Source organism: Paenibacillus sp. UASWS1643, assembly GCF_008693195.1.
Taxonomy (GTDB): Bacteria; Bacillota; Bacilli; order Paenibacillales; family Paenibacillaceae; genus Paenibacillus; species Paenibacillus amylolyticus_B.
Window position 1 is genome coordinate 195,911 of the sequence record NZ_VXKZ01000111.1, and the last position, 20,881, is coordinate 216,791.

20 protein-coding genes are annotated in these 20,881 nt (G+C 45.7%); 14 read left to right on the forward strand and 6 right to left on the reverse strand.

The window, feature by feature from the left end; translation table 11 throughout:
- Positions 1–31: 31 nt before the first annotated feature.
- The 3 genes from FE296_RS18885 to FE296_RS18895 all read right to left on the reverse strand — a co-directional run bounded on the left by FE296_RS18885 (position 32) and on the right by FE296_RS18895 (position 2,817).
- Positions 32–811, reverse strand: a complete 780-nt coding sequence (locus tag FE296_RS18885) for a hypothetical protein (RefSeq protein WP_150365979.1) — start codon at positions 809–811, stop codon at positions 32–34.
- A 116-nt stretch (positions 812–927) separates the two neighbouring features.
- On the reverse strand, positions 928–1,689 hold the full coding sequence (locus tag FE296_RS18890; RefSeq protein ID WP_124115854.1) for a LuxR C-terminal-related transcriptional regulator: 762 nt from the start codon (positions 1,687–1,689) through the stop codon (positions 928–930).
- Between the two features lie 63 nt (positions 1,690–1,752).
- Complete coding sequence (locus tag FE296_RS18895; protein WP_124115855.1) at positions 1,753–2,817, reverse strand: suppressor of fused domain protein; 1,065 nt, start codon at positions 2,815–2,817, stop codon at positions 1,753–1,755.
- Positions 2,818–2,965: 148 nt separating this feature from the next.
- On the opposite strand from FE296_RS18895, the gene FE296_RS18900 reads away from it, so the two are divergent.
- The 5 genes from FE296_RS18900 to FE296_RS18920 all read left to right on the forward strand — a co-directional run bounded on the left by FE296_RS18900 (position 2,966) and on the right by FE296_RS18920 (position 9,744).
- Positions 2,966–3,259 (forward strand): antitoxin Xre/MbcA/ParS toxin-binding domain-containing protein, encoded by a 294-nt coding sequence (locus FE296_RS18900; protein ID WP_150365980.1) that lies wholly within the window; start codon positions 2,966–2,968, stop codon positions 3,257–3,259.
- Between the two features lie 290 nt (positions 3,260–3,549).
- Positions 3,550–5,007, forward strand: a complete 1,458-nt coding sequence (locus FE296_RS18905) for a glycoside hydrolase family 1 protein (RefSeq protein WP_150365981.1) — start codon at positions 3,550–3,552, stop codon at positions 5,005–5,007.
- Between the two features lie 194 nt (positions 5,008–5,201).
- Entirely contained in the window at positions 5,202–6,626 is a 1,425-nt protein-coding gene (locus FE296_RS18910) for a glycoside hydrolase family 1 protein (RefSeq protein ID WP_150365982.1), read from the forward strand.
- A gap of 233 nt (positions 6,627–6,859) precedes the next feature.
- Complete coding sequence (gene licT, locus FE296_RS18915; protein ID WP_036668684.1) at positions 6,860–7,711, forward strand: BglG family transcription antiterminator LicT; 852 nt, start codon at positions 6,860–6,862, stop codon at positions 7,709–7,711.
- Positions 7,712–7,839: 128 nt separating this feature from the next.
- On the forward strand, positions 7,840–9,744 hold the full coding sequence (locus FE296_RS18920; RefSeq protein ID WP_124115859.1) for a beta-glucoside-specific PTS transporter subunit IIABC: 1,905 nt from the start codon (positions 7,840–7,842) through the stop codon (positions 9,742–9,744).
- 72 nt (positions 9,745–9,816) lie between these two features.
- On the opposite strand, the gene FE296_RS18925 is transcribed toward FE296_RS18920, so the two are convergent.
- Positions 9,817–10,719, reverse strand: a complete 903-nt coding sequence (locus tag FE296_RS18925) for a LysR family transcriptional regulator (protein WP_124115860.1) — start codon at positions 10,717–10,719, stop codon at positions 9,817–9,819.
- Between the two features lie 184 nt (positions 10,720–10,903).
- Here FE296_RS18925 and FE296_RS18930 point away from each other — a divergent pair, with 184 nt between their 5' ends.
- Together FE296_RS18930 and FE296_RS18935 are read left to right on the forward strand one after the other, a co-directional pair.
- Positions 10,904–11,491: an ankyrin repeat domain-containing protein gene (locus tag FE296_RS18930; protein ID WP_100529214.1), complete on the forward strand. Its 588-nt coding sequence runs from the start codon at positions 10,904–10,906 to the stop codon at positions 11,489–11,491.
- A gap of 50 nt (positions 11,492–11,541) precedes the next feature.
- On the forward strand, positions 11,542–12,885 hold the full coding sequence (locus FE296_RS18935; protein ID WP_223868935.1) for a uracil/xanthine transporter: 1,344 nt from the start codon (positions 11,542–11,544) through the stop codon (positions 12,883–12,885).
- A gap of 69 nt (positions 12,886–12,954) precedes the next feature.
- Here the strand turns inward: FE296_RS18935 and FE296_RS18940 are convergent, their stop codons facing one another.
- Positions 12,955–13,332, reverse strand: a complete 378-nt coding sequence (locus tag FE296_RS18940; RefSeq protein ID WP_036617371.1) for a PilZ domain-containing protein — start codon at positions 13,330–13,332, stop codon at positions 12,955–12,957.
- 188 nt (positions 13,333–13,520) lie between these two features.
- Between FE296_RS18940 and FE296_RS18945 the strand changes: the two genes are divergently transcribed.
- The 6 genes from FE296_RS18945 (at position 13,521) to FE296_RS18970 (ending at position 17,711) form a co-directional block, all read left to right on the forward strand.
- Positions 13,521–13,988 carry a DUF6386 family protein gene (locus tag FE296_RS18945; RefSeq protein WP_223868936.1) on the forward strand — a complete coding sequence of 156 codons (468 nt, stop codon included), beginning with the start codon at positions 13,521–13,523 and terminating at the stop codon, positions 13,986–13,988.
- A 28-nt stretch (positions 13,989–14,016) separates the two neighbouring features.
- Positions 14,017–14,697: a hypothetical protein gene (locus FE296_RS18950; protein ID WP_124115862.1), complete on the forward strand. Its 681-nt coding sequence runs from the start codon at positions 14,017–14,019 to the stop codon at positions 14,695–14,697.
- 28 nt (positions 14,698–14,725) lie between these two features.
- Positions 14,726–15,373, forward strand: coding sequence for an SMI1/KNR4 family protein (locus tag FE296_RS18955; protein WP_124115863.1), 648 nt, complete (start codon positions 14,726–14,728; stop codon positions 15,371–15,373).
- A 196-nt stretch (positions 15,374–15,569) separates the two neighbouring features.
- Positions 15,570–15,803, forward strand: coding sequence for a hypothetical protein (locus tag FE296_RS33455; RefSeq protein WP_223868937.1), 234 nt, complete (start codon positions 15,570–15,572; stop codon positions 15,801–15,803).
- A 248-nt stretch (positions 15,804–16,051) separates the two neighbouring features.
- The gene (locus FE296_RS18965) at positions 16,052–16,582 is read left to right on the forward strand and encodes a sigma-70 family RNA polymerase sigma factor (RefSeq protein ID WP_124116423.1); all 531 of its coding nucleotides are present in this window, start codon (positions 16,052–16,054) and stop codon (positions 16,580–16,582) included.
- Positions 16,572–17,711 carry a DUF4179 domain-containing protein gene (locus tag FE296_RS18970; RefSeq protein WP_150365984.1) on the forward strand — a complete coding sequence of 380 codons (1,140 nt, stop codon included), beginning with the start codon at positions 16,572–16,574 and terminating at the stop codon, positions 17,709–17,711. The genes FE296_RS18965 and FE296_RS18970 overlap by 11 nt, the downstream gene beginning before the upstream one ends.
- 124 nt (positions 17,712–17,835) lie before the next feature.
- Here FE296_RS18970 and FE296_RS18975 read toward each other — a convergent pair whose 3' ends face one another.
- Positions 17,836–19,821 (reverse strand): beta-galactosidase, encoded by a 1,986-nt coding sequence (locus FE296_RS18975; RefSeq protein ID WP_150365985.1) that lies wholly within the window; start codon positions 19,819–19,821, stop codon positions 17,836–17,838.
- A gap of 114 nt (positions 19,822–19,935) precedes the next feature.
- Between FE296_RS18975 and FE296_RS18980 the strand changes: the two genes are divergently transcribed.
- Complete coding sequence (locus FE296_RS18980; protein ID WP_150365986.1) at positions 19,936–20,778, forward strand: AraC family transcriptional regulator; 843 nt, start codon at positions 19,936–19,938, stop codon at positions 20,776–20,778.
- Positions 20,779–20,881 lie beyond the last annotated feature (103 nt).

The window sequence follows — 20,881 nt, forward strand, 5'->3', positions numbered from 1 at the left end:
TTCTTCATATAATGGCAGTAATCAAAAGCGATTATTTGAATTGAACCGATTTCTTGATGGTATCAACCTCGGTTTTGGTCTTATCATCCATGTAAGTGAAGATGAAGTTGAAAGCATATCCTTCAATAATTGTACTATAGTAATCTTGAGTAATGGTTGAACCGTCACCTGGATCCATCGTGATTTGCATCAGATCCATCTCTTTACCACCGATGGTTTCCGTTGTCATTTCCTTATAATCATAAGGGAACTGGCTATCCACCATGAATTTTTTGGTTGCTTCCAGGTAGTCTTTACCTGTACGAATGCCTTGCAACAAGCTTACTTTCTCAGCAATGGCCATAGCGGAAGGGCCAACTTGACCTCCGTCCAATGGGTACTTTGAAGCCATAAGCAGATTCAATGTTTTTGTCTGAGACAGTTCAATTTGTTTTTTCTTTGTTTCATCATCACCAGCAATCGCTTCGGATGAAGCACTTGTCAGCTCATTCATGCCAGCAGCATCCTGGAACTCCCAAGCTTCCGGGAATTTCAGAGATACGCCGAAATAGTCATTGGTGTAAGAACCTTTTTCTGTAGTCCCCAGCTCAACGTCTTGTGAATTATCGGTTTCCTTGGACTCTTCGCTTGCTGGTTCTGTGTTCTCTGTTTCTTCTGTATTCGCTGTATCAGAATCAGTCCCCGTCGTTTTTTCTGTCGGGGTAGGCTCTTTTGTTGCGGCTGTGTTATCTGCTTTGTCACCGCAAGCGACTGCAACCAGCATAATCATAATGAGCATGGCGAATAAAGAAGCTTTTTTTGGAATTGTCATATTACCCTCCTGAAATGTGTGTGTGTGTTTGTTTCTATCTCTCTACATGTTGCCTGCTTCCTAAATTGTAGCACAAACGTTCTCATATACTACCTATAGGAATCTATAGGGGTCTTCTATACATAAGACATTCGGCTGGCAATTGAAACAGCTTCTGTGCTGGATTGCACACCTAATTTGTTGAAAATCACTTTTTTGTGATGATTCACGGTGCATTCCTTGATCTTTAATTTCAAAGCAATGGCTTTTACCGTGAGGCCACCGGCTATCATCTCGAGAATGGTTAACTGACGCTCAGTGAACTCCACCGCCGGTTTGTGGCAAGGTTCAGCAGCCTGCTGATTCTGGTAACTGTTCTGCATATATGCAGGAATCAGCTTGGCAATAGCAATTAGCTCGCCCTGCATATCCGCGTTAATGGTGGACACATCCAGATAACCGAAATGCTGCGATCCCATGGACAGAGGGGCAGCGTAGCAATGCCAACTTTGAAAATAGGGACTTTCATGTTGCTCGGGCAACAGAAGCACAGGTTCATTGCTGTCCATCGTTACAGAAATGGCGTTTACTCCACAGCTCTGTGCGGTGAAGATCATTCCCGGACGAATGGGTGAACCTTCTACGACAGTTTCCAGATCTGGACTATAATCCATGGAGAGAAGCACACCGTCCATATCTGTGAGTAGAAAAAGATAAGTGCCCGTTAAATTCTCTTTAATATCCGAGAGGCTGTTCTGGAATGCATGAATCAGGAAATGATTGATTTTGCGAAGCCTGTCCAGTTGAGATTTTGGTAAATAATCGAACGGAGCCGTTTCTGTTACATGCTGGCACATGGCGGACTCCTTGTGCCGTGAGGCAAGTGTAATGGCAGGCATGTTTGGTTCCTCCTTCCTGCACAGTCGCTAGTAAGCGTAGGATCTGATTGAATCTGAGGTTCGTCATCCAATCGTTTTGATGACTTGCCCTTCCTGGTTTTTAATTTCTGTTTTAACAATCTGAACGAGCATATGATCCAATGAAGTTATTTCGAATGTTCCTTCAACCGGGCGAAGGTTTTCTGCCAGATCCTCAACAATTTTTTCGTTCACCGTCAAGGTAACTTGTCTGTCGGATTCCAATACAACAGGATGTTCTCCGGCTTCGAACAGAATAGTAGTATCAGGTCCGATCAAGGACAGAGATTCGCCTTTCGAAATTCGGCTACGAAGGATGGTGCCAACTAATAGGGCTTGTTTGGCTCCAAGCTGGAGTTTGGCCGGAACTGCTTTTTGCAGCAATTTTTTGCGGGGAGACTCCCAACCCAGTTGTTGTATGAATAAAAACGCTGTGCTGGACCCGTCCTTTTCGATTCCATGCTCGATCGCTTGTATAACCGAAGGAATATCTGCGTACGAATTTCTCATCAGATCCGTCACATATTTGGGCATGAACATGGAAGAGGCCGACAGGAAGCCACGAGCGTTCCAGCTTTGGATCATTTCCAGCTCCCGACCTGTAATGCCAACCATCTGGATAAATTGCACTGAACCGTTAGGCGTAGAGATCGCCGGTAGATCCGGGTCTTCAATAAACGAGAGAGCAGTCAACAAAGTATCGGACTCCAGACAGATGGGGCCATTGGCGTCCATGTAATCTCCTGGCTGAAAGATATTTCCGCTAGTGAACACGTAACGTCCTACATTTTGAAGCAGATTCAGCGCCCAGGCTGGCGGATCAGTCTCTCCTTCACTGCGTGTAAGACGAAATGTGAGTTCAAAACCATACCCGCTTTTGGATGCATCCTGCATCTCTTTTTCATATAATTCAGAGAAACCATATGTGACAAAATGCCAGTGGGGCATGGGTGTATTCACTGAATAAACACTGATGCCATCGATAGGGTCCGGACCTCCGAGCATGTAAGGAATGGATGTTCCATAATGGTGCGGCTCCTGTTCACCGTATAGCTCACCGATGGCTTTATCAATTGCATCCCAACCGGAAGTGTTTTCTTCATAAGTCATTTGTTGAATCCTCCTGTACTAGTCTTTCCCCCGAAAAACATTTAAAATTAAGTCTACCTGTTACAGAAACGGATTCAAGCGGCTTAAGGATGAATTGTGTCAGATAGGACTTCGGTGTTATTAATTGCAATCCAGGGAGCGAATTTACATGAGTATGAAAGATATGTATTTCAGAGAGTTTAATCAGGCACGCTGGGACTCATTTTCCGAACTGTTTGAAGAACTTGAAAAGAAGCTGGACCCCGGGTGGGCAGAACGTGCACAACGACAAGGGATTCCGGCGGATATAAGTCGGGTACTATTGTGTGAAATGGGGGAGTACACTTTTGAATGGATCATGAAAGATATCCCGGCTTTAGGGGACCAAAGTCCCGCTACGTACCTGGAAACCGAGGAGGGGGCGCAGGCATTAAGGGCAGCCATTTTGCGTATGCCGCGTTAATTTTTCTTATGGAGTATATGTGCGAACAATCCTATGATCCAGTGAAGTTGATTTTGCAAAATAGATATGTTACGCTTACATTACAAGAGCAAACACAACAGAATATGCAATAACATCTTTTGATGGATTGTAACTGTGAAGACAGGCAAAACCTAAACTGATGGTGAAATGAAGGCCCCTTTTTTTGGTGCTATTTTACCTTGAGTTTAGGTTTTTCTTGTTTTCTGCTCTAAATCACACCATTTTCACCCGGAAAAACCAAAATAAATTTCGAAAAGAGGTTGTTGTTTATGACCACGGCAAAAAAAGGATTCCCCGAAAACTTCCTATGGGGTGGCGCTACAGCTGCCAATCAATTGGAGGGTGCATTCGATAAGGACGGCAAAGGTCTCTCCACAGCAGACATGATTGCTCATGTTCCGAAAGAGAAGCGTACAGGCGGACATGCCATGGAAATTTCCTCTTCCCGAATTGAAGAGATTCTCTCTGGCAAAATTGAAGAACGTTTTCCAAAACGTTTTGGTATCGATTTCTACCATCACTTTAGAGAAGATATTGCATTGTTCGCTGAAATGGGCTTCAAAGTATTCCGCTTGTCCATTCACTGGGCACGTATTTTCCCGAACGGTTATGATCAAGAGCCGAATGAAGCAGGTTTGAAATTCTACGATGAAGTATTCGACGAATTGTTGAAATATGGCATCGAGCCGCTCGTTACATTGTCTCACTATGAGACACCGCTTGGCTTGACGCAAAAATATAACGGCTGGGCTGGTCGTGAAGTGATCCAGCACTACGTTCGTTACGCAGAAACGGTATTTAATCGTTATAAAAACAAAGTGAAATACTGGCTGACGTTTAATGAGATTAATGTCATGCTGTTCAGCCCGTACACTGGCGGCGGCATTCTGATCGATAAAGTGGACAACAAACTGCAAACCACTTATCAAGCGCTGCATCACCAATTTGTAGCAAGTGCATTGGTAACGAAGCTTGCTCACGAGATTATCCCAGGTTCCCAAGTCGGCTGTATGCTTGCTCGTATGGAAACTTATGCAGCAACTTGTAATCCGGTAGATGTTCGTCTGGCTCAGCACGAGAATCAGATTAACCTCTTCTTCACAGACATGCATGCTCGTGGTAAGTACCCGAACTACATGGCTCGTTATTTTGAAGAAAATGACATCGTGATCCAAAAAGAAGCAGGCGATGACGAGATCTTGCTGAACAATACAGTGGACTTCATCTCCTTCAGTTACTACATGTCCGTAACCAAATCTGCTTCAGCAGACAAGGAAGAAACTGCGGGTAACCTGACTGGTGGCGTGAAAAACCCTTATCTGGAAGCGTCCGACTGGGGTTGGGAGATCGATCCGATCGGTCTGCGCGTAACGTTGAACAACTTCTGGGATCGTTATCAGAAACCACTCTTTATCGTAGAGAATGGTCTGGGCGCGTATGACAAAGTGGAAGAGGATGGTTCAATCCATGACTCGTATCGTGTGGACTACCTCAAGAAACACATTGAGCAGATGAAAGAAGCCATCAAAGATGGTGTGGATCTGATTGGATTCACAGCATGGGGCCCGATTGACCTTGTGAGCATGTCCACTTCCGAAATGTCCAAACGTTATGGTTTCATCTACGTGGATCTGGATGACGAGGGTAACGGAACTCTCAAACGTTCCAAAAAGGATTCATTCGACTGGTACAAAAATGTAATCTCCAGCAATGGTGAGCAACTGTAGTTCTCTCGTTTCCAGGATTGTTACCGCATAAAAAGAGCGGGCAAAACCTAACGCGAAAGTTGGCATTCAAGGAACCTGATGTTCCTGACTGCCCTTTTAGTTGGAGATTGTCCGCTTTTTCCTGTCGGCAAAGGATAGAGTAATGCGTTTAGACAAAGAATGAAAATATCGTTAATTAGAGAGGAATGATTGATATGACTACACCATTTCCGAAAGACTTCCTATGGGGCGGCGCTGTAGCAGCCAACCAACTTGAAGGAGCTTATAATACAGATGGCAAAGGTCTGTCTGTTCAAGATGTAATGCCACACGGGATTACAACGCCTAGAACGGAAGCACCTACAGAAGATAACCTGAAACTGATCGGTATCGATTTCTACAACCGCTACAAAGAGGATGTTAAACTGTTTGCTGAAATGGGCTTCAAAGTGTTCCGTACATCTATCGCTTGGTCCCGTATCTTCCCTAAAGGTGATGAATTGGAGCCAAACGAGAAAGGTCTGCAATTCTATGATGACCTGTTCGATGAGTGTCACAAATACGGGATTGAACCACTCGTAACGATCTCTCACTATGAGACACCACTGCATCTGTCCAAAACATATGATGGCTGGGTTAACCGCAAAATGATCGAGTTCTACGAGCGTTACGTAACAGTGCTGTTTAACCGTTTCAAAGGCAAAGTGAAATACTGGCTGACGTTTAATGAAATCAACTCCATTTTGGAGGAGCCATTCATGAGCGGCGGGATCTACACGCCAAAAGCAGAACTGTCCAAACAGGATCTGTACCAAGCGATCCATCATGAATTGGTAGCTAGTGCCCTAGCTGTTAAACTGGGGCATGAAATTATGCCTGAAGCCAAAATCGGCTGTATGGTACTTAGCATGCCTACGTATCCGTTGACTCCGAATCCGGATGATGTGGTTGCAGCGATGCATGCGGAACAGCGCAATGATATCTTTGCTGATATCCATGCACGTGGTTATTATCCAAAATACATTAATCGTTATTTTAAAGCGAATAATATCAATATCAAGTTTGAAGATGGCGATGCTGAAATTCTTAAGCATACCGTAGACTTTATCTCATTCAGTTATTATGTAAGCATCTGTGAGACTGGTGATCCCGAGAAACGTATCGAAGGAAAAGGAAACCTGTTCGCAGGTGTGCAAAACCCTTATCTGAAAGCGAGTGAGTGGGGCTGGCAGATCGATCCGCAAGGACTGCGCGTAACTTTGAACAAATACTGGGACCGTTATCAAAAACCATTGTTTATTGTCGAAAATGGTCTGGGTGCAGTAGATGAGCTGATTACGGACGAAAATGGAAATAAAACGGTGAACGATGATTACCGTATTCAATACTTGAATGACCATCTGGTACAGGTGGGCGAAGCTCTTGAGGATGGCGTAGAAGTGATGGGTTATACGTCATGGGGCTGTATTGACCTGGTGAGTGCTTCAACAGCAGAGATGAAGAAACGTTATGGTTTCATCTATGTAGACCGCAACAATGATGGTTCAGGAACATTGGATCGTTACAAGAAAAAATCATTCCATTGGTACAAGGAAGTTATTAGTACAAATGGCGCAAGTCTTAAGAACAGTAACGAGTAAATTCTAGTTCTATAAGCATAGTTGTACAAGCACCTTTTTATGTCACATTACCGCACATTAACCGCTTTCACAAAAACATTGTCATATGGATAATTATATGGTAAGATGGGCCTAAGGCTAATGAATACTGGATTGTTACTGTTCAATCAGGCAAAACCAGAAGCGGGGTATATTTCGTGACCTGCTTTGGTTTTGCCTTTTACTACTTTGACGGTGCAAGGTGATGTGAAGAAATGAAAATTGAGAAGGTGCTGAACAACAACGTAGTTACCGTAATTGATCCGGGAGGAAACGAACTGGTCGTTATGGGACGTGGAATTGCCTTCAAAAAGCATACTGGTGAATCGATTGACGAAAGTCTCGTCGAAAAAATATTCTCGCTTGAAAGTAAGGAAGTATCACAGAAACTTAAAACACTTCTGTCTGATATCCCGGTTGAATATGTCGAGTGCTCGGATGAGATTATCCGTTATGCCGAGACGGTGTTAGGTGAGAAGCTGCATGAAAGCATCTACATTTCACTGACGGATCATATTCATTTTGCCATTGATCGACATCGTCAAGGATTGCAGATCCGTAACGCATTGTTCTGGGAGATCAAGCGCATGTACCGGAAGGAATATGCCATTGGACTCAAGGCGCTACAGATTATTGAGGAAACGTTAGGTGTCCTGTTACCCGAAGACGAATGCGCATTCATTGCAATGCATCTGGTTAATGCCCAGATGAACGGTGAGATGAGGGAAACGATCAGTATTACGAACATTGTTAAGGACATACTTAACATCGTAAGACGTAGCTTTGTGATTGAACTTGATGAAGATTCATTGAGTTATTATCGGTTTTTGACTCATCTGAAGTTCTTTGCCCAACGTGTGTTGCAAGGAACGGCGATTGAAGATAAAGAAGAAGATAACCCGCTTCATGACTTGGTGAGCAAGCAGTATCCGGAAGCACATGCATGTGCAGTAAGGATCAGTGACTATACGCGTAAGATCTATAATCGGGTGTTGTCCAAGGAAGAAATACTCTATCTGACCATTCATATTGAACGAGTTGTCAGAAATGAACAAACAATTGAATAAAATTGGGATTGTTACTGCTAAAAAGGCAAAACCTAAACGTTGAATAATGATAAGCTTTTCTGCTTTGTCATTATTCAGTGTTTAGGTTTTTTTTTAACCTTCATTACACATAAAAGGAGCAAAACACAATGGATAAACAACAATTGTCCAAGGATATTTTGAAGCTTGTTGGTGGCGAAGAGAATATCGATCAAGTCACACACTGTATGACAAGACTCAGATTTAACCTGAATGACAACCAAAAAGCGGACAAAGCGACGCTAAAAAATACACCAGGCGTGATGGGCGTGATGGAAAACGGTGGACAGTTCCAGGTTATCATTGGTAACGATGTACCTATCGTGTATAACGCACTCGTTGGCAACATGTCCAAATCACCAACCACTGATAATGCAACCTCAAGCGCTTCAACTGGGGAGAAGAAAAAGAGAAATCCAATAAGTGCGCTGTTCGACTTCATCTCAGGTATGTTTACACCAATCCTGCCTGCAATTACGGGTGCAGGTATGATCAAAGGGATCGTGGCCATCTTTGTCGCACTTGGGTGGTTGTCCGACACTAGTTCAACCTATATCATTTTGTCGGCGATTGGTGACGGTGCATTCTACTTCCTGCCGATCATTCTGGCAATCAGTGCTGCCCGTAAACTGGGTAGCAATATGTATATTGCCGCAGCGCTCGCAGCAGGGATTATGCATCCGACCATTACAGCACTACTGGCGGATGGTCACAACTCATCATTTATGGGGATTACAGTCATAGCGGCAACGTATTCTTCTACAGTTATTCCGATTGTTCTAGCAGTTTGGATTGCTTCATATGTAGAGAAAGCCGTTGATCGTGTAACACATGCTTCACTTAAACTCTTGGTTGTTCCAACAGTTACCTTGTTGATTATGGTTCCACTGACATTGATGACAGTAGGTCCATTGGGTACGGTTCTTGGTAATGGTTTGTCCGGTGGTATTTCATGGTTGTTCGATAACATGTCCATCTTCGCAAGTATTCTGATTGGTGGTACGATGTCACTGCTAATCATTACAGGTATGCACTATGCGTTGCTGCCAATCGTAGTTGGTTCGATGACAACACTGGGTTACGACTTTATTATTCCACTGATGTTTGCAGCTAACTTGGCACAAGGTGGTGCAGCATTTGGTGTAGGTCTCAGATCGAGAAATGGCAAAACCAAATCGCTTGCGTATTCCACAGGTCTTACGGCTATCATGGGGATTACGGAACCAGCGATGTATGGTATCAACATGAAGTTCAAAAAACCGTTTATTGCAGCCCTTATCGGGGGAGCGATTGCCGGTGGATTCATGGGTATCTTCAATGTTAAATCGTACGTTATTACAGGGTTAGCAGGTCTGCCGAGTGTGGCAGCATTTATCAGTCCAGCAATTAGCACACTGCTCTATGCTCTGGCTGGTGGTTTGATTGCCATCGTAGCTGCAGCAGTACTGACGTACATTCTTGGATTCCAAGAGGAAAATGCAACAGAGCCAGCACCAGCAGCTGAGCCGGCAACACCAGCAGCAACAACTTCTGCTGTTGTAACTGAAGAAGCAAAAGCACAAGATGAGCAAATCTTCAGCCCAATCACAGGTGAAGTTAAACCGCTGAGCGAAGTGCCAGACCCTGCATTCTCTGAAGAGATTATGGGTAAAGGATTTGCAATTCAACCATCTGAAGGACGTGTGGTTTCTCCAATTAACGGTACTGTGTTCTCGTTATCGAAGAGCGGACATGCCATTGGTCTGGTAAGTGATACAGGCGCAGAGATGTTGATTCATATCGGGATTGATACCGTGAAGTTGAAAGGCCAATTCTTCTCTCCGAAAGTTCAAGCAGGTGCGAAGGTATCTGTAGGTGATGTGCTGATGGAGTTCGACCGGGAACAGATCGAAAAAGCCGGTTACACGACGATTACACCAGTCATTATTACAAACATGCATCAGTATGAGTCCATTGAGTCTGCTGGTCGCACTACGATCAAAGAAAAAGACTTGTTGTTCACAGCTAAAGCTTAACCATAAAAATGAAACAGCAGCTTTACCGGAATGTAATCCGGTAAAGCTGCTGTTTTTTTTGCATATAGCCTTTTACACGGGAAGCATACCCTGGACCAGTTGCACAAAGTGTTGTGCAGGCTTGGACAGATAACGGTTCTGCAGCCAGACCAGCGCCGAGCCAACCGTGGAATGCTGATCCTGGATGCGATATACGTGGAATGGGTGCTCGTGATATAGCTGTAGTACCGTGTGAGGCACGATGGAACTGGCGAAGCCGAGTCGGACCAGTTCCAGCAACATATTGATGTCTGAGCACTCACCCATAATGGAGGGGGTAACCTGATGCTCCCGGAACTTGTCCAAAATTAGCTCGAACATACCGAGTCCTTCTGTGCTTGGCAGCAGTAGAGGGATCCCTGTAAGCTGCTCAAAATAAGTCCCCATCTCCGCTCCTGGTCCCATCTCTATCGGACTATCAAGTGGTGTTGAAGAAATATAGAAGAGTCGCTCCTGTGGCAGGTGCAGGACCTCATAGCGTTCGGTCTGGACGGGCATGCGTACACAGGCGAGTTCAACTTTGCCATCTTCCAGCAGGCGGCATAATTGTGCAGATTCATTTTGCTGAATTTTATAGGTAACCTGTGGATGGGTGGTGCGAAACTGTTGCAATGCTTGCGGGATCAGGCGATCCGATATGGTATTGATGCCGATGGCGAGTTTGCCCCGTATGCCGTGACGGAAACTTTGCATCTCCATTACAGCTTCCTCCATATATTTGGTCAAGGTAACCGCATAATCATAGAAGCTTCGACCCGCCTGCGTTAGCTCCATCATACGTCCTTTGCGTTCAAACAAAATTACGCCAAGCTCCTCCTCCATTAACTTAAGCTGTTGGCTTAAGGGTGGCTGAGCCATGTGAAGTCTTCGGGCAGCGGCTGTGATCTGTTTTTCCTCAGCAATGGCAATGAAATAGCGACATTGTTTGATATCCAATTGGTTGTACTCCTTCGCCTGCAATGTATATGTAATTCGTATGGAAAGCCAACAAAACATGTATTTTTAATATACTACGATCTTATGTTACCATACATTAGATTTGCATACCTGACTAACAGAGTTTGGTTTCTATATGAATATTACTGCATGAGAAAGACCTTGAATTGGAGGATAAAACAACGTGGTTAGAACAATACATGATGCTGCTCAAGCGGGCCATACCGATGAGGTCATTCGATTTATCACACAACAGGGTAGCCGGTTGAATGAACGGGATGCATTGGGGCGAACACCTCTGCTGGCTGCGGTGCACGGTAACAAGATAGACACGGCAAGGATGTTAGTGGATGCCGGAGCCGACATTAATCTTCGAGATGCACGATTGGACAACCTGCTGTTATATGCGAGTGCTGAGGGTATGTATGACATGGTCGAATTGGCGATTACAGCTGGTGCGGATACGAGGTTAACGAATCGTTTTGGCGGCACAGCCCTTATCCCAGCAGCAGATCGGGGCCATGTGGACATTGTGGAGCTTCTGCTGACACGCAGTGATGTGGATGTGAACCATATCAACAACCTGGGGTGGACAGCCTTGCTGGAAGCGGTCATTTTGGGAGATGGCGGGCCGCGTCACCAGCAGATCGTTGCCTTGCTTTTGCAATATGGTGCAGATCCAAAGATTGCGGATCGGGACGGGATTACACCGCTTGCACATGCGAGCCGGCATCGGTATGCCGAGATGGAACGACTATTAACCCAAGTCTGAAGAGACTTATACATTTATAATACAGAACAGTGAAAGGATATTCCAAACGAATGAACAGACATCAAGAGCATTTTTTACAAAAGAATATGAAGGACGTATCTTCACTGATTTTGGCAGGTATACAGTGGTTTTTCTTCCTGTTTACCAATACCGTTGTTGTTCCGCTATCCATTGGACATAATTTTCATCTGTCTCCGGATGCCATCGCTGCCTCCATGCAGCACGCATTTATACTTACCGGAGCAGTGTGCATTCTTCAAGCCGTATTTGGTCATCGATATGCGATTATGGATGGTCCGTCAGGGTTATGGTGGGGATTGACGCTAAGTTTGACGGTATCTGCTTCATCGGCCGGTATGAGTCTGGAGCGTATTGGCGGTGGACTGGCTGCAGGTTTTCTGTTAGCGGGACTAACGATGGTGATTCTGGGTTGGCTGGGAGCAGCGCAAGTGCTGCAAAAGCTGTTCACACCTATGGTGAAGAGTGCCATGTTGTTTCTAATGACGATTCAATTAACCATGAATTTTTTCAAAGGTATGATTGGATATACGGAGTTTGGCCGTTTCGATCTGCCTGTTGCCACATTGTCCGTTGTCATTGCATTTTTGGTGGCATGGATTCAATTAAAGGGCAGGGGGAAACTGGGGAACTACGCGATCCTGATTGGGATTGTGGCAGGCTGGATCGCTTATAGTCTATTGTTTCCTGGACAGCATAGCGGACAGCCGAATCAGGCCCCGGCAGGTCTCGAACTGTTTCCGTGGGGAGCACCCAGATGGGAACCGGGTATTGTCATTACTGCATTTTTCGTGGGGTTGGTGAACATGACGAATTCGATCACCACATTAAGCACAGTTGAGAAACTATACCGGACAGAAACAACAAGCCGTCAGTATAGGCATTCCTATGCGCTAACGGGTCTGTTCACGATGTTGTCAGCCTGTGTAGGTGTGCTGCCCTTTGGTTTATTTGCATCATCGATCGGATTCCTGGAGAGTACTCGCATTCTGCGCCGTGCTGCCTTGATAATTGGAGCGGGGATGTTATGTATGATAGGTCTTACACCTTCAGTGACAGCATTTTTTGCACAAATACCACCAAGCGTCGGCAGTGCGGTTTTGTTCGTGGCTTATCTTCAGATGTTCGGCACGGCACTAAGAACGCTGGAAGGTACAACGTTTAATTCTAAAACGATCTATCGTGTAGCGCTGCCGGTCCTCACGGGAGTTGCAGTCATGAATATTCCTGCTGAGGCCTTTCAAACCTTGCCCATGTATCTCATCCCGATCATAAGCAACGGTCTCGTCATTGGGGTATTGGTCTCACTGGTTCTTGAAAAAACCGTGAACTGGTCCAAAATGGAACAACCAGCGACAGTAAGTAAAGCGGCATAAAGAGTTTCATCTTGCGACAGTCCAATTTGATTGGGCTGTTTTTTTGTTATCAGGCTATATGGCATCTAACTATTTCACAATAATTTTGCCTTGTCCTGCAAGCATTCGCATCTCTCTAGAGAGACGGTCCTGGTTCCCATCCTGCATTTCGAGTTGAACACCATAATGCCATGAGGTATTTTTTTCTTGACCCCAGCGGAGAGTGCCTTCCATATATAGAGGGTCTTCAAAGAGCAGCATATTCATTCCAATCCGAATATCGTTATTCTCTACAGGAAGGGACAGCGGAAATGACAGCTGACAGCCGGATCGACTGATATCGCAGAGTTCGGCCTGAATGGGTTTGGCTGGTGCGTTAACCCCGTTGATGCTGAGAATATAGATCTCAAAGTGGATTGGTTCCTTCAATGTGTAGCGAAAGGGTTCTTTTCTATTGTTAATTGACATGGCTTGGCTTCCTCCATCAGGTTCAAAAAAAGTCAGTTATGCTTATATCGACCATTTGGAGCGAGAAATGAAGAGTTGCGCAAGCAGAGATGGTCCATGGGTTCCTTTTACACGTGTATCAGGCTTGATATAATGATGGAATATATTTCTGAGGTCAGACCTGGATCAGACAGAAGGGACGGGTGAATATGAGAGGAACATTTCAAATGGTTACAGATACGGCAACATTGTGCCTTTATGATCTAGCAGCGTTAAAACATCGTGCCGAGGATACTTCGGACTGGTGGTCCATTCCAGTGGATGAGCTGGCTGAGGTGAATGCAGGTCATTGTCTGTTCCTGAATCTGGGTGCGGATGGAGTGTATGAGGTGGAATGGAGCCTGGAGGATGTAGAGGGGGATTCAGATCCAGATCACGGAGCGGAACAGGAAAAAGTGTATCATCTGCAAGTTCCGTCTGGGCACGTCTATCTGGGGGCGGCGGATGATGTCACTGGCGGTGAATTAGAGCCGGATGAGACGTGTGAAGGGGTTCTGTTTCAGTTAAAGCCTGGAAATTATGCATGTATCTTCTCCAGAGGAGCCAGTCGGATCACCATTGTCATGACACCAAGTATTCAGGGAAATAACACGCTGAATGAATTAATCCGGATATAGTGTACAGATACAAACAGGAGGGATTCATATGCAGGAATGGAACGAGATAACGATGATGAATGCAGATGCCCTGCGTAAACAAATGAGAATACTCGCTGCTTTGGATATTATCTTTTCGGAGGAAGAATGGCTACGCGTTCATCATTATGAAGCTGAACTTCAGCCAGGTGTGGCATGGGGAAGCATCAATAACGGCGCAGGTGATCATCTGCATGTCTTGTTTACGAACTCAGGCACGTTGATCAAAGGATTTGATCATGAGTCACCATTGAGCCCACATGCTCGTGAGGACGGAGAAATCTATCGGGGCATGTACGATGAAGTGCCGGAGACGTTGATGGCTGTTCTGCGAGATCAGGAGGAAACATTGGATCTGGAGGATGTGACCTTTTGCCTATGGCAGGAAGGGAACGACTTGCCATGGAAGGTTGGTAACTGGATTCAGATGGCGATGGCTGAGGAAGACAAAGCGGACGCCAGAGGTGGCGCAGAATTTTTGCTGGGATATTTGGAGAAGAACCCGGTAGATTACGTTGATTGGGCCAAAGGGTACTATGACTTGCCGGATCTGCCGTTGGAAGCCGTAGCTGAAGTATATGAAGAAAAACCGGTGACCGCCAGACTGATTAAGCAGTTGTGTCCTGATCGAGATGTGGCAGCAGTACTGGATGAGTTACAGCAACGCGGGTACGCCGTGGAACAAACGTAATACAGTAGCAAAGGTGGGAAAGTAAGCCATGTACAATGTACAACTTGAGCGTATGCGTGAAAAGTTGATCACTCTTCGAAGCCTGGACCCGGATCTGGACCTGTTTGGCGCAGAGAACCATGAATATGAAATGGCGTCTGTGTGGACGCAGAAGGATATTGCGCAATTTGAACAGAAATGGCGAATTGAGTTGCCGGAGGACTATAAGGTATGGCTTCTTCATATGGGAACAGGTGGTCCAGGACCTTATTATGGTCTGGAAAATCCGGATGACGGCGTATACGCTGTGCTTGGTTATGACGATGAGCTGAACGCGCTCTCGGACCCTTTCCAATTCACGGAAGCATGGAACTGGAACTATGACTGGTTCGATGACAGCAAGGAAGAAGAGGAATGGTATGCCCTAGAACACGAATATTTTGATCCAAAATGGTCGGCAGGCATGCTGCGCATCAGTGATTTTGGTTGTGGCATATCGATGAATCTGATTGTTAAGGGAGCCTCCTACGGAGAGATCTGGGTTGATGACCGGGCCAACCGCAACGGAATCTATCCTGATCAGTATTGGGGCAATACGAATCGACTGCATTTTCTGGACTGGTATGAGTTGTGGTTGGATCGTTCAATCCATCAAATGCATGAACAAAAGCAACAATCTGGAGCGAACGAAGTCTGAAGGAGGTTCTACATATGGGCTGGGAATATGGGATTAGAGCAACGGAGCCTGCGATTTTACCTGAAGTTGTGAAGCGTGTGGCAGTTGCATTAACGTTTTCCAACATGTACAGCTCATATATCAGTATCAAGGTCCACAGCGGAATGTGGGTTTTGTTTTATCCCCTTTATACATAGAAGAATCGGTTGAAGTAGAGATGGAAGACATGCTGTTCATATATAATGAAGACTTTGACTCTATTCGTCCTGCATTGGATCGCGCATTTCCCTTAACTGACCCGCGAACTGGAGAAGAGATGAAGGCTCTTGATCCCTGCTGGGAGAATCCCATTATGAAGGATGTATGGGCGGAGATTTTGTCAGCGCTGGATCAGCAGCTGGTTACAGATCCTGAATTACGAATTTTTCTGAATCGGTTTCCGTGTGGGTGAGAAACCATCTGCAATTGGCTGACGGGATCGAAGTTATCGGTAATTTGTAAAGAGTTAATCTTGTTTGGATTGTTCATGTGTGTCATCATTCGGTATTTTGGCGATGAAAGTCTTATGTAAAAAGCTCCCTCAGGTGTTGGCGGAGCTTTTTTTGATGAACAAATATTAAAAACCGTTTGCTTCACTCACCCGTCTTATACCACAGAAAGAGAGAGAAGGAGGGATGCGGGGTGGAAACAAAAGCAGAGATGAACCAGAGGATCTATGTACAGATCGAAGATGAGACGGTATTTGTGCAATCCATAATGGAGCATCAAGATACGCTTATTTCCATTGCCTACAGTTACCTGCGTAATCGGCAAGATGCGCTGGAAGCGGTACAAGAGATGACGTGCCGGGCTTGGATCAAACGTCGTACGCTGAACAATGAGAAGGCGTTCAAGTCGTGGATCATTCGAATTCTGATCTATATCTGCATCGATGAACAGAGGCGCCGCAAGCGGGCGACACCTCTGGCGAAGGAGGATCTGGAGGACAGCATTCCCGCGTCTTGGATGATCAGCGTTGATGATAATCGAATCGCTATGGAATCTCTTTTGCAAAAGGTGAAACCAAAATATCGCCATGTATTATTGCTGAAATATTATAACGACATGACACTGACGGATATTGCCTCGATCCTCGGCAAACCGGAAGGGACGATCAAGACCTGGCAGCACAAGGGGCTCCAGCAGTTGCGCAAGTTGATGAAGAACAGGAGGGATTGGCATGACCACTAACCCGGAGGAGAAAGCACTTCTTGCAGATGCATATCAGGTGAAAAGAGAGAAACAGCAATGGAATCCGGCGGATACGACTGTTGCAATTCAACGCGGTCTCGCGATGGCCAGAACAAAACGATCAGGTAGGACCGTTCGTTTCAAATGGATCACGGCAGTGCTGGTCACAGTCCTGGCTGCAGGTTGGTTCATTGTGGGCCCGTTTGGGAGCTATGGGCAGGAACAGGCAACATTTACTGAACCTGTAGCCAATTGGGGCATACTTGAACCCTTTCGTGAGCTGACAACCGATATGGAAAAGACCACGATAACATCCGCAATTAATAATGGGTACGTGCAATTTGTAGATCAGACGGTTACGTCGGGCATATATGCGTTTACTGTGAATGCAGTTATGGCAGATGAGAATAGAATAACGGTATTGTATACTGCCAAAACGGATGCTTCGCAGGAAATGTATTCGACTGTCAATATGAAGATGACGGATGCATCGACAGGTGATTTGCTTGACAACGGTAGCTCAGGCGGTGTGTATTTTTCGAAGGATAAGCATATCGTTTATGGTCGAAGTACAATAGATCGAAATCGAGACAAACCATTGCCTGAGCAAGTGAATCTACAATTTCAGCTATCTTCAGTTGCGCCAGATGTGGCGGGTTATAAAGACAACGGGGAGAAGGAACGAAAATATCAATTTTCCAAAAAAATGAACGTTTCTTTCCCTCTTGATCCCAAGTTTGCTATCCCTAAAACGGAAGTCATTAACGTTAATCGGACTTTTACTCTTGGAGGCTATGAGGTCTTGTTGTCGGAGGTGGAGGTGTCTCCGCTAGTAACTCGGGTCAAATTTGTCCATGCACCTAATCAAGAGATTGATTACAAAACGAAGTTGTCGCTCAACGAGATCGTTCGTCCTATCGAGATCATTTCGATCTCCAGGATTGGGAAGCAGACCAAGTTATCCATGGTAGGTGGGAGTGGAACGGAAGATGGAATGATGTATTCTTTCAGCAGCAATCAGTTGGACCAGCCGGAGTCCATGATATTAAAACTTAGTGGTAAACCAGGTAAGGTCTATGATGATTTGCAGGAAGCCAAGAAGGATGAACTGGACATCAAAATTAAATAAGATGAACTAACTGGCAATACTCTTATTCAGATTAGGTGGATGTTAGTGAAATAAGAGAAGGGATGTCCCTCAAGGTCGTAAGCCTTGTGATACATCCCTTTTTAAATACGAAAAGCTGCTGATCTTATACAGTTAGAATATCTACTCCCGGAGCTGGAAGGGTCAACTTTTGATCCAACCTCTCGCTGGTCAACAAGCTGCGATAAGGAACGTCCAGCGTAATCTCTCGTTGCTCATTCGTCAAATTGATCAGAAACAGGAAGTTTTGCTCCCCCTTCGTTCGAATCGACATCTCGACACCTTCCGGCAGCTCAATTTTGGGCGCCAATTCCTTTTCCTTCAATATGCCTTCAAACAACTGATAGAAATACGATGGCTCCGGCCAAGTGCCGACATAATACACTTTACCTTCACCAAACTTATTGACAGTAACCGCTGGTACACCCTCGTAAAAGTCGTTGTCATACCAGGCGATCGGCTCTGCCCCTCGCAGTTCCAGTAGATCACACCATTGCTTCGCAGCGAATGTCTTGCCCTCCGCGTTCCGTATCCGATGCTCACTGTTGCCGATGGCATCATATTCACTTACGACAACACCCGCCGCTTCAGCCAGTAGCCCCGGCAGAGGCAGCATCTCACATACATTCCTCATGTTCTTCACACCAGTCCGATTGGTGAGGACAACCGTCCCCCCTTTAGCTGCGAATCGCTCCAGTCGCTGTGCTATTTCTTCACTTAACAGGAAGAGAGAAGGGACAATGACCAGCTTGTACCCGTCGAGCTCCTCGGTCCAGTTGATAACGTCTGTACCAACACCCATTTTCAGAAATGCATTATGCATAGAGGACAAGTTGTCTATATAGTGCATTCCTCCTTCCGCCTGCGGCTGAAGGGAAAGTGCCGTATGCTGATCATGCGAATGCAGAATCGCAACCTGGGTAACAATGGTTGAGTCGGCCAGCAGTTCTCCTAACTGGTTCACCTCGCGAGTAAGCTCGGCAAACTCTCTGAACCTGCGTCCAGGAACATTGCTGTGGTCGATCAGCCCATGCCAGAATTGTTCGGCTCCGACGGTTGCACTCCGCCAGCGGAAATGGACGACCATATCCGCACCGCGGGCGATTGTCTGCCAGGAGCGAGCTCGGATCAGTCCAGGATACGGGGTGCGCTGGATCGGCATCCAGGCTCCCTGTGCTCCGCTGAGCTGTTCCATTACCCAGAAATTCCGGCGTTTGATGCCGCGAACCAAGTCCAGCGTAAGCGCTCCGTTCCTCGGAAACCGATCGCCATAATCGCGATACAGCTCATTCGGATAATAATCAACAGAGACGAAGTCCAATTCGTTGTGCATATCATAATAGTCCAGGCTATTCGGATACTGCCACATGTTATGCGTCACGAATTGGTCTGGACAGTTACGACGTAAAATCTCAAGCTGCCATCCCAGCAGATAGCCTACGCTGTCAGAACAAAATCGCTTGTACTCCAGAAGATAGGAAGGATTCATCGGTTTGCTGGCACCGAGTGGTGTTGTTACCTCAGCCCAGCTGCTGTACTCACCACTCCAGACGACCGTACCCCACTCCCGGTTCAACTCCTCCAGATTAGAATAACGCTTTTGCAGCCAAGCAACAAATGTGCGATTACATGTATCACAATGGCATTCCTGGTAGTGCATCTCGTTATCGATTTGCCAGCCAATAACGGCGGGATGCTTACCATAGCGCTGTGATATCGCTTCCACAAATTTGGAGCCCAGCATTCTCAAGGAAGGGCTGTTGTTGCAGCGATGTCCACGGACACCTGGCCGAATGATGTGGCGTTGTTCATCCATGGGCAGCACATCCGGATAACGGGTTGTCATCCAGTTTGGCGGGGTATTGGTTGGGGTGCATAACACAATTTCCATGCCGCGCGAAGCGAATACTTCTATAGCCGCATCCAGCCATTCAAACTGATATTTACCCTCAGTCGGTTCCAATCGGCTCCAGGCGAACTCTGCCATTCGCACAACAGCAACCCCCGTCTGTTGCATAAGTATGGCATCTTTCTCCCATAACTCTGGTGTCCATTGCTCTGGATAATAATCAATTCCGATCTTAATTGTCATCCTGTGATCTCCTTTATTTATCAATATATTGCGATTATATGATATATTAATTCGAGTGAATATCTTAAAAAATTAATATGATAAAACAATATTAAGATCAGGAGAGTTAGTCGTATGCCTCATCCCAATCGTAATTTTCCGGTATTATCTGCCCGAGACAAGCTTCTTCCTTTTTATTTGCTTGGCATCGGCCTGCATCATGAACAGGAGCATATCCGCCGAGACCAAGGCATTGAGGATTATCAGTGGATACAATGCCGCAGCGGTGTGGGTAAGCTCAAGCTCAGTGAAACGGAACATATCGTCAAGCCAGGTATGGGCATGCTGTTATTCCCTGGACAGAAGCACGAATACTATGCGCTATCCGACAGTTGGGAAGTCGACTGGATCATTTTCGATGGCAACGGGTCAGCAAACTTATTTGAAACCGTGGGCATTGTCGACACATGCGTATACACGCTTGCACAACCTGAATACCTTCTATCCCGAATGCGGGAGCTGCTGCAAGCTGCTTTAACACCACAAGAGCAGACATTAAGCAATTACGCCTGTTCCGCCATTCTCTATACCTTATTGACAGAGATTATTCAACGCGTATCTGTTGAGGGCAGCGATACGGTCGGGCAGCAGTATGAGCGATTAAAACCGGTTCTGGACTATATTGAACAACAGTATGCTGAAGAGATTACTTTGCCAACGCTCGCTGGATTGATCTGTGTCACACCAGAATATTTCTGTCATTTGTTTAAGAAAACGACAGGTATTCGTCCCATCAGCTATGTTAATCAGGTAAGAGTCAACAAGAGCAAGGAACTGCTGCTTGATAATGTGCAGCGCGGTATGGAGGATATTGCTCGTCAAGTTGGTTTTGAATCGACCAGCTATTATGGAGCCATCTTCAAGAAGCTGGAACGAATTACACCTGGCTCCTTCCGCCGCAGCTATCAGAAGTCGTAACATATTATTATCCGCAAGCGATGTTTTTTTGTCAGAGGCTTTAGGAACTGATCCGAGGGCAGATCAGTTCCAAGTTGTATCACATAGTACTCGTTAATAGAGC